This is a genomic window from Pontibacter liquoris (genome assembly GCF_022758235.1).
Lineage (GTDB): Bacteria > Bacteroidota > Bacteroidia > Cytophagales > Hymenobacteraceae > Pontibacter > Pontibacter liquoris.
Genome location: NZ_JALEBG010000002.1, coordinates 644,558 through 658,433, shown reverse-complemented (window position 1 = coordinate 658,433; position 13,876 = coordinate 644,558). Strand labels below are relative to the sequence as shown.

General features: G+C 52.9%; 10 protein-coding genes. 9 read left to right on the top strand and 1 reads right to left on the bottom strand.

Going from position 1 to position 13,876, the window contains the following annotated elements:
* Positions 1 to 21: 21 nt before the first annotated feature.
* The 6 genes from dgt (at position 22) to LWL52_RS16075 (ending at position 8,322) form a co-directional block, all read left to right on the top strand.
* A complete protein-coding gene (gene dgt / locus LWL52_RS16100) occupies positions 22 to 1,401 on the top strand; it encodes a dGTP triphosphohydrolase (RefSeq protein WP_242921723.1) in 1,380 nt (459 codons plus the stop codon).
* Between the two features lie 301 nt (positions 1,402 to 1,702).
* Positions 1,703 to 3,037, top strand: coding sequence for a M16 family metallopeptidase (locus LWL52_RS16095; protein ID WP_242921721.1), 1,335 nt, complete (start codon positions 1,703 to 1,705; stop codon positions 3,035 to 3,037).
* A gap of 134 nt (positions 3,038 to 3,171) precedes the next feature.
* Positions 3,172 to 5,256, top strand: coding sequence for an insulinase family protein (locus LWL52_RS16090; RefSeq protein WP_242921719.1), 2,085 nt, complete (start codon positions 3,172 to 3,174; stop codon positions 5,254 to 5,256).
* Positions 5,257 to 5,637: 381 nt separating this feature from the next.
* Positions 5,638 to 6,483, top strand: a complete 846-nt coding sequence (locus LWL52_RS16085) for a carboxypeptidase-like regulatory domain-containing protein (RefSeq protein ID WP_242921717.1) — start codon at positions 5,638 to 5,640, stop codon at positions 6,481 to 6,483.
* Between the two features lie 271 nt (positions 6,484 to 6,754).
* On the top strand, positions 6,755 to 7,597 hold the full coding sequence (locus tag LWL52_RS16080) for a carboxypeptidase-like regulatory domain-containing protein (RefSeq protein WP_242922225.1): 843 nt from the start codon (positions 6,755 to 6,757) through the stop codon (positions 7,595 to 7,597).
* Between the two features lie 338 nt (positions 7,598 to 7,935).
* Positions 7,936 to 8,322, top strand: a complete 387-nt coding sequence (locus LWL52_RS16075) for a DUF7793 family protein (protein ID WP_242921715.1) — start codon at positions 7,936 to 7,938, stop codon at positions 8,320 to 8,322.
* A gap of 94 nt (positions 8,323 to 8,416) precedes the next feature.
* Here the strand turns inward: LWL52_RS16075 and LWL52_RS16070 are convergent, their stop codons facing one another.
* Positions 8,417 to 9,325, bottom strand: coding sequence for a DUF72 domain-containing protein (locus tag LWL52_RS16070; RefSeq protein WP_242921713.1), 909 nt, complete (start codon positions 9,323 to 9,325; stop codon positions 8,417 to 8,419).
* Between the two features lie 348 nt (positions 9,326 to 9,673).
* On the opposite strand from LWL52_RS16070, the gene LWL52_RS16065 reads away from it, so the two are divergent.
* The 3 genes from LWL52_RS16065 to LWL52_RS16055 all read left to right on the top strand — a co-directional run bounded on the left by LWL52_RS16065 (position 9,674) and on the right by LWL52_RS16055 (position 13,784).
* Positions 9,674 to 10,312: a septal ring lytic transglycosylase RlpA family protein gene (locus LWL52_RS16065; protein WP_242921711.1), complete on the top strand. Its 639-nt coding sequence runs from the start codon at positions 9,674 to 9,676 to the stop codon at positions 10,310 to 10,312.
* A 217-nt stretch (positions 10,313 to 10,529) separates the two neighbouring features.
* The gene (locus LWL52_RS16060) at positions 10,530 to 12,176 is read left to right on the top strand and encodes a TldD/PmbA family protein (RefSeq protein WP_242921709.1); all 1,647 of its coding nucleotides are present in this window, start codon (positions 10,530 to 10,532) and stop codon (positions 12,174 to 12,176) included.
* A gap of 291 nt (positions 12,177 to 12,467) precedes the next feature.
* Positions 12,468 to 13,784 (top strand): TldD/PmbA family protein, encoded by a 1,317-nt coding sequence (locus LWL52_RS16055; RefSeq protein ID WP_242921707.1) that lies wholly within the window; start codon positions 12,468 to 12,470, stop codon positions 13,782 to 13,784.
* The last annotated feature ends 92 nt before the right edge of the window (positions 13,785 to 13,876 follow it).

Genomic DNA, 13,876 nt, shown 5'->3' with positions numbered 1-13,876 from the left:
GCGCCCTCATACTTACCACTTATGCCACAAACCACCACCACTACCACCTGGGACAAACTGATCTCTAAAAAGCGCTTCGAAACCACCGATCCTAAGTATAGCACCGACGAATCAGTACGGGGCGAGTTTCAGCGCGACTACGACCGGATTATCTTTTCGCCGGCTTTCCGGCGGCTGCAGAACAAGACACAGGTCATGCCAATGCCGGAGAGCGACTTTGTGCACAACCGGCTTACGCATAGTTTGGAGGCGTCGGTGGTAGGCCGCTCGCTGGGTCGTATTGTGGGTAAAAGCATCCTGGAGCGCCATCCCGAACTGGCACAGGAAAAAACGATTCAGGAAGCTGATTTCGGAGATATCGTAGCCGCCGCCTGCCTGGCCCACGACATTGGCAACCCGCCATTCGGCCACTCCGGCGAAGATGCCATTTCGGCTTATTTCCAAAGCGAAGAGGCACAACCATACTTAACCGCTTTAACCGCTGCCGAGTTAAACGACCTGGTGCGGTTTGAAGGCAACGCGGCAGGCTTCCGGGTGCTCACCTATACTTACCCGGCGCATTGCAGCATGACCGGCGGCCTGAGCCTGACTTATACCACGCTGGCCACTTTTACCAAATACCCCAAAGAGTCGTTGCCGGAAATAGCCGGTACTAAAAATACCAGCGAGAAGAAGTACGGCTTCCTGCAGACAGAGAAAGCCTGGTTCAACACCATTGCGCAGGAACTGGGCCTACTGAAAAAGGGAGCGGAAGGGGAGGTATTTTATCACCGCCACCCACTGGCTTTCCTGGTAGAGGCCGCCGACGATATTTGCTACCGTATTATCGATTTTGAAGATGGCCTGAAACTGGGCCTGGTTCCGCAGGAGCAAGGCATGGACCTCTTCCGCCGGATCCTCAACGATGCACCGGGCCGCAAATCCAGCCTCACGTTCTTCGACTGGCGTGAAGAAATTGGCTACCTGCGCGCCCGCATCATTAACAAACTGATCGAAGAAACCACCGCCCTCTTTCTGCAGCACGAATCCGGCATTTTGGCCGGCACCTACGACAAACCGCTGATCAATGAACTGGCCTGCAAGCCGGTGCTGGATGAAATAAAAGACCTGTCGATTCGGCTTATTTACCAGAACCGCCCGGTGCTGGAGATAGAGGCTGCGGGTTTTGAAGTGCTGGGCGGCTTGCTGGATGCCTGCATCAAAGCGGTTTTTAAACCCGAATCGAAGCACCACCGCAAGCTGGCCGCGCTTGTTCCGCCGCAGTTCATCAAACTGCCCGACGGAGCAACGGATTACGAGCGCATCATCCACATCACCGATTTTGTAGCCGGGCTCACCGACCAGGCCGCCATTAACCTGTACCGCAAAATAAAAGGCATAGAGCTGCCGCGCATGTATTAGCAGGGCGCTTAAGGCAAGTATAAAATAGCACTAGTATAAACCAGCAGCTGCCACAAGTATAAGGCAGCTGTTTCCTTTCCAGGAACAGCTATCCCTGCATGGGTGTTTCTTACACGGGCTGTTCATCTACAAAAAAGGCGGTTTAGTCAGCATGCGCCCCTTGTTAGCAGAATAACCGCTTGCTGGCCTGCCCGGAATTGGCAAAACTGCCCTTTTTGAATTAATTTTATACAAGGTATAACGACACATCTGTTAAGATGCAGCCCGACACCACCCATTCTCTTCTTAACCACTCAAACCCATGAAACGCAAGTTTTTAACAGGCCTTCTGGTATGTGCGGCCAGCTTTACGGCCCTGGCGCAAACCAAAAGCAGCAAAATAGAATTTACCGAGTATGACCTCCCCAACGGGCTCCACGTGATCCTGAGCCAGGACAACACCACGCCCAATGTGGCAGTATCGGTTCTGTACCATGTAGGCTCTAAAAACGAGGAGAAAGGCCGCACCGGCTTTGCCCACTTTTTTGAGCACCTGATGTTTGAGGGCAGCGAGAACATTGCCCGCGGCCAGTACATGGCTATGGTGGAGAACGCCGGCGGCGCTCTGAATGCTAATACTTCCTTTGACCGCACGTATTATTATGAACTGCTGCCCTCTAACCAGGTAGCCCTGGGGTTGTGGATGGAAGCTGAGCGCATGAAGCACGCCAAAGTAGACGAAACAGGCGTGGAGACACAGCGCAAAGTAGTGCAGGAGGAGAAGCGCCAGCGCATCGATAACCAGCCTTACGGTACCATCGGCGAGAATGTGTTTGCACTGGCTTTCGACAAGCACCCGTACCACAACATGCCTATCGGTACGTTCGAGGACCTGAACAATGCCAAAATAGCTGAGTTCCGCGACTTCTACCATACCTTCTACGTGCCCAATAACGCCACCCTGTCCATTGCCGGCGACATCAACATCGACTCTACCAAACAAATGATAGAGAAGTACTTTGCCGGCATCCCGAAGGGCACCAAAGCGATCCCTCGCCCAACCGTGGTGGAACCGAAGCAAACCCAGGAGCGCCGCAAAACGGTGTATGACAACATCCAGCTGCCGGCTGTTATCCAGGCCTACCATATTCCGGCGCAGGGCACCGAAGATTATTATGCCTTGTCGATGCTGACCACACTGCTTTCGGGTGGCGAGAGCGCGCGCCTGCCCAAAGCCCTGGTAGATAAGCAGCAGAAAGCCGTGGCCGCCTCTTCCATCCCGTTCCCAACCGAGGACCCGGGCCTGTTTCTGACCTTTGCGATTGCTAACATGGGCGTGAACGTGGACACCCTGGAGCAGGCGATGGACAAGGAGATCAACCGCGTGAAAACAGAGCCCATCAGCGACCGGGAGTTCCAGAAACTGCGCAACCAGATAGAAAGCAACTTTGTGCAGCAGAACAGCACCGTAGCGGGCCGCGCCGAAAGCCTGGCCGATTACCACGTATACTATGGCGATGCCAACCTGATCAACACCGAGCTACAGCGCTACATGAAAGTAACCAAAGACGACATCAAGCGGGTGGCCAACCAGTACCTGACCAAAGACAACCGCGTGGTGCTGCATTACCTGCCCAAATCAGCCCAACCGAAATAGAGATTTTAGACATAAGACGTTAGACACAAGATTTCAGATGCAGCTATCAAGCATTGAACACAGCAGACGCACTTAGTAAGTAAAAGTCTTGCATCCAGTGCTTTGATACTTGTGTCCTTTTAAAGAAAACGATCATGATGAAGAAACTATATAGCACCTTATTTCTGGCTGTAGCGCTGGTATACGTGGCGCCGGCGCAATCGCTGAACACGCCACCACCGGCCGGCCCGGCCCCTAAAATTGAACTGGGCAAATATGAAAGCTTTACGCTGAAGAACGGCCTGAAAGTATACGTGGTGGAAAACCACAAACTACCGGTGGTTTCGATGCAGCTGGTGCTGGACCGCGACCCGATCCTGGAGGGCGACAAAGCCGGGTACGTGCAGGCCGCCGGCCAGATGATGCGCACCGGTACCAAAACCCGCAGCAAAGATGCCTTTGATGAGCAGGTAGACTTTATCGGCGCCGACCTGAGCTTTACGTCCACCGGTTTCAGCGCCTCCGCTCTTAAAAAGCACCTGCCCACGCTGGTGAACCTGACGGCCGATGCCCTGCTGCACCCGGACTTTAAGCAGGAAGAGCTGGATAAGGTAAAAAAGCAGCTGCAGTCCGGTTTGGCGCAGTCCAAAGACAATCCCGATGCCATTGCCAGCCGCACCAGCAACCTGCTGCTTTTCGGCAAGAACCATCCCTACGGCGAGCTGATGACCGAGCAAACCGTGGACAACATCAAGCTGGAAGACATCCAGAACTATTATAACAGCTACTACAAGCCCAACATCGGCTACCTGGCCGTGGTGGGCGACGCCACGCCGAAGGAAGTGAAGAAGCTTCTGAAAAAAGCGTTTAAGAACTGGAAGAAAGGCGATGTGAAAGAGATAAAGTATGACCTGCCCCAGCAGCCCAAGCAAACGCAGGTGGTGATGGTGGACAGGCCCAGTGCGGTGCAAACGGTGCTGACCTTCACCAATTCGGCTGACCTGAAGCCCGGCGCCAAAGATGCCGTGGCCTCGCAGTTGATGAACAACATACTGGGTGGCAGCAGCGACGCACGCCTGTTCAAGAACCTGCGCGAAACGCACGGTTATACCTATGGCGCATACTCTTCTATTTCTTCGGATAAGATCCTGGGCAGCTTTGATGCCTCTGCAAACGTGCGCAACGCCGTAACCGACAGCGCGGCCATGGAGTTTATGAACGAGCTCACCAAGATCCGCAACGAGCAGGTGAGCGATAAAGAGCTGAAGAATGCCAAAGCCTACCTGACGGGCAGTTTCGCGCGCGGCCTGGAGAACCCGGCAACCGTAGCCGTTTACGCTATCAACACGGCCCGCTACCACCTGCCCGAAGACTACTATGCCAACTACCTCAAAAAAGTGGATGCCGTAACCACAACGGACGTGCAGCAGGTAGCTAAAAAGTACATCACGCCGGATGCCATGTATGTGGTGGCTGTGGGCAATGCCGGCGAGGTAGCCGGCAAGCTGCTTCCCTTCGACAAGGACGATCACGCTATTGCCTACTACAGCCCCACCGGCGACAAAATAGACCGCGCAGCCATGGGTGTTCCGGCTGGTGTTACTGCAGACCAGGTGCTCGACAACTATGTGAAAGCCCTGGGCGGCAAAGCCAACATCGAGAAGCTGAAAGACATTTCTGTTACCAGCAACGCCACCATACAGGGTATGGCGCTGGTGTTTACCAAGCAGCAAAAGGGCAACGATAAGTTTGCCGTGCAGGTGCTGATGAACAACAGCCCGGTGCAGCGCGTGATCATTAACGGCGACAAAGGCAAAATAGAATCGCCGATGCAAGGCATCAACAAAGAGATCACCAAAGACGACCTGGCCGCGCAGAAACTGGACGCCAACATGTTCGCGGTGCTGCAATACGGCAAGCTGGGCATTACGTCCAAACTAACCGGCATGGACAATGTGGAGGGCAAAGAAGTATACGTGGTGGAAGTAGCCATGCCTAACGGCCAGAAAACCCTGCAGTATTTTGCCAAAGACTCCGGCCTGCTGCTCAGAGAAGTGAACAGCCTTGAATCGCCACAGGGGGTGATCACCCAGACAAAAAACTTCGGCAACTACAAAGAGGTGAACGGCGTGAAATTCCCCTACCTGGTCGAAATCTCGATGGGCCCGCAGCAGATCAAAACCGAAGTGCAGACCATTGAAGTAAACAAAGGCCTCAGCGACGACACGTTCAAGCTGTAGTTCTTAGATGTTAGACGTTAGATATTAGACTTCTTATACTTTGTTTGATAAGAGAGGAGGCTGGCCAGCAATGGACAGCCTCTTTTTTGTACTTATACTTTGTATTTGCGGTAACGCGCGTTTTTACTGGCGCAAGTTTTCAAACTTGTGCTTTAAAATTATGTGAAGTCTCCGCCTTCACTGAAGCCAAAGGCTTCAAATTACACCTGCTTATACTTTAGCCGTCATACTTGCCGGTGAAATCTACACAAACCTGTTTTACTCAGAATAAAAACACTGGCATGCAACCCACCTGTTAGAAAAGGTATCTTCAAAGTATCGTGCCCAGGCATCACGCCCCGGCATGGTTCCGAAAGCCCTGACCTGATAACATGCCGCCTTATGCTCAAAGCCCTTATAGCCCTACCTGCGCTTATACTTTCCCTGCTGGGACCCATCTCCTTTGTATACGCCCAAGCCACCATCGTGCAGGGAACGGTAACCAGCGAAACAGCAAAAGAAGCAATCCCTTTTGTAAACATCGGTATCAAAAAGAAAGGGGTGGGCACAGCAGCCGATGCTGACGGAAAGTTTATGCTGAAGCTTGGAGAGGAGTTTTTGCAGGACACCATCACCTTCTCTGCCATCGGCTACCAGGAGCTTTCGGTGCCCGTTAGCGCTGTCGTAGCCAGTACATCAAACTCATTCATACTTAAAGAAAAAGCTACTGCCCTGCAAGAAGTCGTGGTACTCAGCAAAGCGCCTAAAATCCGGAAACTTGGGGTAACCTATAAAATGCCCTTTGTGTTTGGCAATGCAGAAACCAAAAGCTCTGATGATATATCCGAATTAGCGTTGTTAATAGACGTTAAGGATAAAAGCGCAGAGTTATTATCCACAACGCTTTACCTCAAAAGCACAAAAGCAGACTCTGCCTCCTTCCGGATCAATTTTTATAAAAATGCCGGTGGCCAACCCGGCTCCCGCATCGTCGAGAAAAGCATTGTGCAACGGCTACCTTTAACAAAAGGATGGGTAACAATAGACCTGCAACCCTACGGCATTTTTGTGGATGACGACTTCTTTATAGGCTTTGAGTACCTGCCCGATAAACAGCAAACAGAGAAGTTCCTGTTCTTTTACGGTGCTGTACTGGGCGGCAGCATATATGCCCGTAATGTTAGCTTGGGCGCGTGGCGGCAAACAGCAGGTGGCAGGCTCTCGGCTTATGTTACTGTGAGGCAGTAATCTTGCCTTTATTTCAAGCTAATAGATTACCTCCGTTTTGCAGGCCTGCGAAATTCTGAAAGAGCATGAAAGCATTTGCAATGGTCCGATTAAAGGCACCACTCTTTTTAGTAACAGCAACCGGATGATGACGCACATACTTGGTTTGGTTCTTAAGCGAAGAAGCAGGAAGATGCTGTTGTGCTGTTATTGCGCGACAGCACTACTCCTTTACAGCCCGGCAGGCGCCCGAGCATTTCAAACGCTACCTGCTGCAGATTCTTTGGCAGCAGTGCCTAAAGCGGTAACGGTTAGCGGAGTTGTTCTGGACAAGGCCACGCGCCTGCCGGTTCCTTATGCTGCCGTAACGGCAAGCAGCAACAGAACCAGCACGCAAACCAACAGCAAAGGGGCGTTTACTTTGCCGCTAAACCCACAGCACCTGCAGGGCAGTATTCGGATTACATCGCTTGGTTACATGCCGCAGGACGTAAGTATAGCCGGATTGTTGCAAGAGAAAATGGGTGCTACAAACCTAACGCTTTTGCTGGTACCAAAGCACGAAAGGCTCAGCGAGGTAGAAGTAAAGGCAAAAGCCCGCAAATGGAAGACAAAGAAAACAGGCTACCACATAGACGAAGGCTCGCCTTTTCATTACGAATTCAGCCCGTCAGACACCTTAAAGGCCGTAACGCCGGGGCAGGAGATCGGGAACAAGATCTATTTAAAGAACGGACCAGCGTTTGTGCAGCGCGTCAGCTTTGGGCTGGCCGGTTCGGGCAGTGAAAAAGCCGCCTTCGGCATACACCTCTATTCGCTTAAAGACAATCTGCCGCACCGCGACCTGCTCCCGAAACCCGTGCTCATAACCGTGCCGCCACATCATACGGGTTGGATATCAGTGGACCTGGCGCCATACAACATCACGCTAAAGGAGGACTTTGCCGTGGTAATTGAATGGCTAACAGAAACAAACCGGTTAAACAGCAGCACCCTCATCGCTTTTGCAACGGAACCCGAAGGGCAGATCACCTTTTACAGGGAATCAGATAAAACCCCCTGGAAAATCGTGCGCTCAGGACTGCTCAACGTGAAGAGCATCGGGTTGTATGCCACGCTGCTGTATGAAAAGTAATGTGTGCTCGGGCTTTCCAGGTACTAAGCCACGCCGCATAGCAGGACGCTACTTGCTGCCGGCCATACTTTGCCTGGTTATACTTACCCCGCTGGCGCGAGTCTTCTGACGCGTGTCCTATAAATGATGTGAAGCCTCAGACTTCACTGGAGCCAAAGGCGTCAAGTTACACCTGCTTATACAGGGGGAGTGAGACGAGAGATGGCTGGTGTATGTGACTATATATCCGAGTAAAACAAAGCACCGCAACACAGCAGCAGAAAGCCTTCTTTTCTATACCTGTATTTCATAGCTTTAAAGGTGTAATCCGGTTTAATAGCTCCTTAATAGACAGCCCCATGACAGCTCCCACCGACAGACAGACCTACGAAGGAGAAATTGCTACCTACTGGTTCGATGAAGGCGTGCTGGTTTCCCTTTCCAAAAGCATCCGGCGGACAGTAGAAAACATTTCAGGCAATGTGGCCCTGGTCAAACAGATCACGGGTAACAAACCGGTGCCGCTACTCATCTACCTCAAAAACTCTCCTGTTCCGGACAAGGAAACCCGCCGATTCTCGACAGAACAGCTGCCTCACATTTACACGGCTATGGCGATGGTTGCCAAACCGGGGCTTTCGCAACTCATCATGAATGTCCTTTTCAAATTAAAATCGCCGCCTATTCCGATGAAAAGCTTTACCGACGACAAAGCGGCGAAGGAATGGTTAAAGCAATACCTTTAAAGCACAGAAGTAGGCTCCGAAAACACCTTCCACAAGTATAGCCGTGTCGCTTCTGCTTTAGGAGCGATGAAGAAAGATTTCGCGTTCTGCCCCTTTAAAACAACTCTCCCTGCACCGGGTGCACCAGCTTTCGGGGAGGCTTCAGGTCAAAGCCGCAGGCCTTATTGAGCTGGTCGATCAGATAAGTGGCCAGCTCAGGCGAGGCCGTATTATCGGGCTCATGCACAAAGAAGTATAACTGCTGCAAGCCGTTTTCAAACCATGCTTTTAGGCGCGCTACCCAGGCATCAATGCGGCTGTAATCAGTAGGGTGGAGGCCGTTGCCGACAAAGCGGATCATGGCCGAGGGCGTGGTCAGGCGCATGTGCAGCACATCGCGTCGTCCGGCCACATCGGTCAGCACCGTGCCGGCCTTATACTTCTCCAGTACATCGAACAGCGCCAGGCTGGCTACATTGTCTACATACCAGTCCGGGTGGCGCAACTCTACGGTAAGGGGTATACTTTCGGGTACAAACTGCAGGAACGCTTCCAGGTCGGGCAGCTGGCCCGGCACAAAGTAGGGCGGCAACTGCAGAAGTGCATCACCCAGCTTGTCTTCTAACCCGGCGATAGCCTCGCAGAAGGCCGCCGTTATCCCCTGCGTGCTGCGCAGGGCAGCCTCGTGGCTGATGAGCTGCGGAAACTTAGGGCAAAAGGTAAAGCCCTGCGGCACCGCCTGGCGCCAGCGGTCGATAGTGGTTGGGCTGGGAATATGATAATGCGTACTGTTGAGCTCGATGGTATTAAACTGCCGGCCATACCACAACAGCGATTCTTTTTCGGGCATCCGGGCCGGGTAATAGCTGCCTACCCAGGCTTTGTTCACCCACACAGGCAGCCCCACATACACGCGGGGCTTCAGGTAACTGCCCGAGCGCTGCAGCAGCGGCAGCGTATCGGGGTGATCGGGGGGCAGCGTAAAATCTACACGGCTGATGTCTGGCAGCTTTCCGAAATCCATAGTTTATACTTAGCTACTGCGTATACGTGCCAGGCGCCGCGAAGGCAGCAGCAGGCCACGGCAGGCTACCGCATACAACGTGACCGGCACCTGAAATCACGAAAATAGGAGAGGGCCGGCGATCTTTTGCAAATTTTTTTACATTATTTTTTAAAGTTTTATCGTTCTGTTACCAATATATGAAAACATGGCCATACGTGCCATACGCAGACGTTTTTCAAAATAATGCCTTATAGCATGGGTAGTACTTTTGCCTGTACCCCTCCACATCCTTCGGGCAGTTAGAGCGTAAAAGGTCTTATTTTTGAATATTTGCGTATCTTTGTCGCTTCACCAACTATTAACCATATGATAATTAATAGAAAGTGCTTCATTTTAACAGTAACGCTTATCTTATTCATCGGTTTTAACCAGCCGGTTTTTGCACAGAGCAACGACATCCAAAAAGGTCAAGCTTCGTGGTACGGAAGCCAATACCACGGCAAAAAAACCAGCAGCGGCGAGCGCTATAACAAAAACGACATGACCGCCGCTCACAACACGCTCCCCTTCGGAACTAAAGTTAAAGTAACCAACCTGGCCAACAACGAATCAGTTGTAGTGCGCATCAACGACAGGGGCCCCTATGTAGGCGAGCGCATCATTGATGTGTCGGAAGCGGCCGCCCGCAAGCTCCACATGCGCAGCCAGGGAATTGGCGACGTGAAAGTAGAAGTACTCGAACTGCCCGGCGACTATGACCCGGCCAACGCAGGGTTCTACACCATCCAGACCGGCACCTACCGCAATGCTAAAAATGCCCAGCAACTGAGCCAGCGCTTAAAAGCCTTTGACAAAGACCTGCCGGTAGAACTTGACGAAGAGCAGGTAAACGGCCGCAAAGTGCTCCGCATCCGCGCCGGCCGCTTCGAGAGCCGCCAGCAAGCCGAAGCCTTCAACGAGTTACTGGAAGAAGAAGGATTATCAGGTTTGGTAAAAGAGGCTTAAGACATCCCTTTACCCCATCACGAAAAGCGCAGGCCTGCCACAGGTGCTGCGCTTTTTGCATTTATACCCCTGTAGGTTAGTAGAAACTCTGCCGCTGTTCATCTATAAAATACTGCTGCCCGGCAGATTGCGGCTCCTTAAACTTTGATAAGCAAAATAGTATTGCTATACTTAGCTACCTAAAACTAAACTTATCAAACTATAAAACTTCTACACCTTGAAACGACGGAACTTCCTTGAGTTATCGGCGCTGGGCTTTGGCGGCTTAATGCTGCCCTCCATCCCCGTGTTCGGTAATATGATAGCACCGGAGCGGGCGCTGGAAACAATAGACCCGGCACTGAAAAAGCGCCTGGCTGATGTGGCCCTGAATACCGCTAAATCGAAAGGCGCCAACTACGCCGATGTGCGCATTGGCCGCTACCTGCAGCAGTACATCTTTACCCGCGAAAAGCAGGTGCAGAACATTGTGAATGCCGAATCGTTTGGCGTAGGTGTACGCGTGCTGGCCAACGGCACCTGGGGTTTTGCCGCCACTTCCGATGTATCGGATAAGGGCGTGGCCAAAGCCGCAGAGCAGGCCGTAGCCATTGCCAAGGCCAATGCCAAGCTGCAGAAAGAGCCAGTACAACTGGCGCCTGTAAAAGGGTATGGCGAGGTAAGCTGGCGCACACCGCTGGAAAAGAACGCCTTCGAAGTGCCCGTGGGCCAGAAAGCCGAGCTGCTGCTGGCTGCCAACGCCAAAGCCATGGACAACGGCGCCAGCTTTGTGAACTCGGCCCTGTTTCAGGTAAACGAACAGAAATATTTCGCTTCAACCGACGGCTCCTATATAGACCAGGACATTCACCGTATCTGGCCAAACTTTACGGTAACAGTGGTGGATAAAGCATCCGGCAAGTTTAAGACCCGCGAGGCGCTGAGCGCGCCGATGGGTATGGGCTACGAGTACATGGAGCCCAAAGCTGCCGAGAAAATAGCCGGCCCGAAAGGTACCGGCCTGGTTGGCTACCGCTATGCCTACGACATGCTGGAAGATGCCGCCCTGGCAGCCAAACAAGCCAAAGAAAAGCTCACAGCCAAGTCGGTAGTGGCCGGCAAGTATGATCTGGTGCTCGACCCCAACCACCTGGGCCTCACCATCCACGAATCGGTGGGCCACCCGCTGGAACTGGACCGTGTGCTGGGCTACGAAGCCAACTACGCCGGTACTTCCTTCGCCACGCTGGACAAGTGGAAAACAAAGAGCTTTAAGTATGGCTCTGATAAAGTGAACATCATTGCCGACAAGACGCAGAAAGGCTCGCTGGGCCTGGTAGGCTGGGACGATGAAGGCGTGAAGACCAAGCAGTGGGACCTGATCAAGAACGGCGTGCTGGTAAACTACGAAGCCATCCGCGACCAGGCGCACATCATCGGCGAGAAAGAGTCGCATGGCTGCTGCTACGCCGACAGCTGGAGCTCGGTGCAGTTCCAGCGCATGCCGAACGTTTCGCTGGCGCCGGGCAAAGAAAAAATGAACGTCGATCAGCTTATCGCCGGCGTGGATAAAGGCATTTATATTGCCGGCCGTGGCTCGTATTCCATCGACCAGCAGCGTTATAACTTCCAGTTCGGCGGCACCACCTTCCACGAGATCAAAGGCGGGAAAATTGTTGGTCCGCTGGAGGATGTGGCTTACCAGAGCAACACCCAGGAATTCTGGAACTCCTGCGCCGGCTCCTGCGACGAAAGCGATTACCGCCTGTTCGGTTCGTTCTTCGACGGCAAAGGCCAGCCCAGCCAGATCAGTGCTGTATCGCACGGCTCGGCCCACACCCGCTTTAACGGCGTGAACGTGATCAATACGGCCAGAAAAATCTGACGATTTTTCAGTCACGAGTTCTGAATGCTAGAAAGTATACGGTTTACAAAGTCCCCCTTTGAAGGGGGCAGGGGGATGAAAGCCCGTGAAACGCCAGGAAGTTCTGACGCTGCCTAAAATGGTTTGTGACAAAATTTCATAAATGATTGTTCGCAGGTGTAATCATCCCCCTACCCCCTTCAAAGGGGGACTTGCCCGTGTTACTTGCCCGATGATTTCCTCCTGTAACTCAGAACTCAAGACTCAGAACTGCATAAGTAATACAGTTTCAAATTTAGCAAAGACATCAAAATGGCAATATTAAGTAAAGAAGAAGCGCAGGCGATCCTGAAGAAGGCCCTGGCTTATTCCAAAGCCGATGAGTGCGAGATAACGCTCAGCGGCAATGCGGGCGGCAACATCCGTTATGCCCGAAACGAAGTGTCTACCAGCGGCGCCGAAGAGAACGTGTCCATGTCGGTAGAGTCGCGCTTTGGCAAACGCTCCGGGGTGGCCACCATCAACGAGTTCGACGATAAGTCGCTGGAAAAGGTGATCCGCCGCTCCGAAGAAGTGGCGCGCCTGGCCCCCGAAAGCCCCGAGTACATCGAGCTGCTGGGCCCGCAGAAATACAGCACCACCAAAGAGCATTTCGATACGACGGCAGCCATAGATCCCGCTTACCGCGCCGATGCAGCCGCGAAAAGTATCGCTGCCGCCTCAGCCAAAGGGCTCACAGCGGCCGGCTTTCTGGAGCACTACGCCAACTTTGTAGCCAAGCTCAACTCCAAAGGCCTGTTTGCCTATCACCCTTCTACCACGGTTGATTTCTCGGTAACCATGCGCACCGCCGACGGCACCGGCTCGGGTTATGTAACGCAGGATTTCTCGGATGTGAGCAAGCTCGACACCGGCAAAGCCTCGCAGATTGCTGCCGAAAAGGCGGCCAATTCCAAGAATGCCCGGGCGCTGGAGCCAGGCAAGTATACGGTTATCCTGGAGCCCGCCGCTTCCATCGACCTGCTGCAGAACATGTTCGGCAACATGGACCAGCGCAGTGCCGAAGAAGGCCGCAGCTTCCTGAGCAAGGCAGGAGGCAAAACCAAATTAGGCGAGCAGCTGGTAGATGAGCGTATCACCATTTACTCCGACCCAAGCAATGCCGAAGTGCCTTCTGCGCCTTTTTCCGGCGATGGCCGCCCGCAGCAGAAAGTTACCTGGATCGACAAAGGCGTGGTAAAGAACATGTACAACACCCGTTTCTGGGCTTCCAGCAAAGGCAGCGTATCTACGCCTCCTCCGGGCAACATGATCATGGAAGGCGGCAACCAGTCGCTGGAAGATCTGATCAAAGGCACCAAGCGGGGCATCCTGGTAACGCGCCTGTGGTACATCCGCGCCGTAGACCCGCAGACGCTGCTTTACACCGGCCTCACCCGCGACGGGACGTTCTACATCGAGAATGGTAAGATCATGTATCCGGTGAAGAACTTCCGCTTCAACGAAAGCCCCGTGATCATGCTCAACAACCTCGACGCGCTGGGCAAACCGCAGCGCATCAGCGGCAGCCTGGTACCCCCGATGCGCATCCGTGACTTTACCTTCACGAGCTTATCTGACGCGGTGTAGTTCTTTAAAGTATACTTTGAATGCCGCGTACAGCTCCTGTATGCGGCATTCATTTTAAAAATAACTCGAGACTCATAACTCAGAACTCCCAA

What these genes read in the sequence shown, in the direction of transcription:
- dgt (WP_242921723.1), top strand. Translation starts at nt 22, where the DNA reads ATGCCACAAACCACCACCACTACCACCTGGGACAAACTGATCTCTAAA.
- LWL52_RS16095 (WP_242921721.1), top strand. Translation starts at nt 1,703, where the DNA reads ATGAAACGCAAGTTTTTAACAGGCCTTCTGGTATGTGCGGCCAGCTTT.
- LWL52_RS16090 (WP_242921719.1), top strand. Translation starts at nt 3,172, where the DNA reads ATGATGAAGAAACTATATAGCACCTTATTTCTGGCTGTAGCGCTGGTA.
- LWL52_RS16085 (WP_242921717.1), top strand. Translation starts at nt 5,638, where the DNA reads ATGCTCAAAGCCCTTATAGCCCTACCTGCGCTTATACTTTCCCTGCTG.
- LWL52_RS16075 (WP_242921715.1), top strand. Translation starts at nt 7,936, where the DNA reads ATGACAGCTCCCACCGACAGACAGACCTACGAAGGAGAAATTGCTACC.
- LWL52_RS16070 (WP_242921713.1), bottom strand. Translation starts at nt 9,325, where the DNA reads ATGGATTTCGGAAAGCTGCCAGACATCAGCCGTGTAGATTTTACGCTG.
- LWL52_RS16065 (WP_242921711.1), top strand. Translation starts at nt 9,674, where the DNA reads ATGATAATTAATAGAAAGTGCTTCATTTTAACAGTAACGCTTATCTTA.
- LWL52_RS16055 (WP_242921707.1), top strand. Translation starts at nt 12,468, where the DNA reads ATGGCAATATTAAGTAAAGAAGAAGCGCAGGCGATCCTGAAGAAGGCC.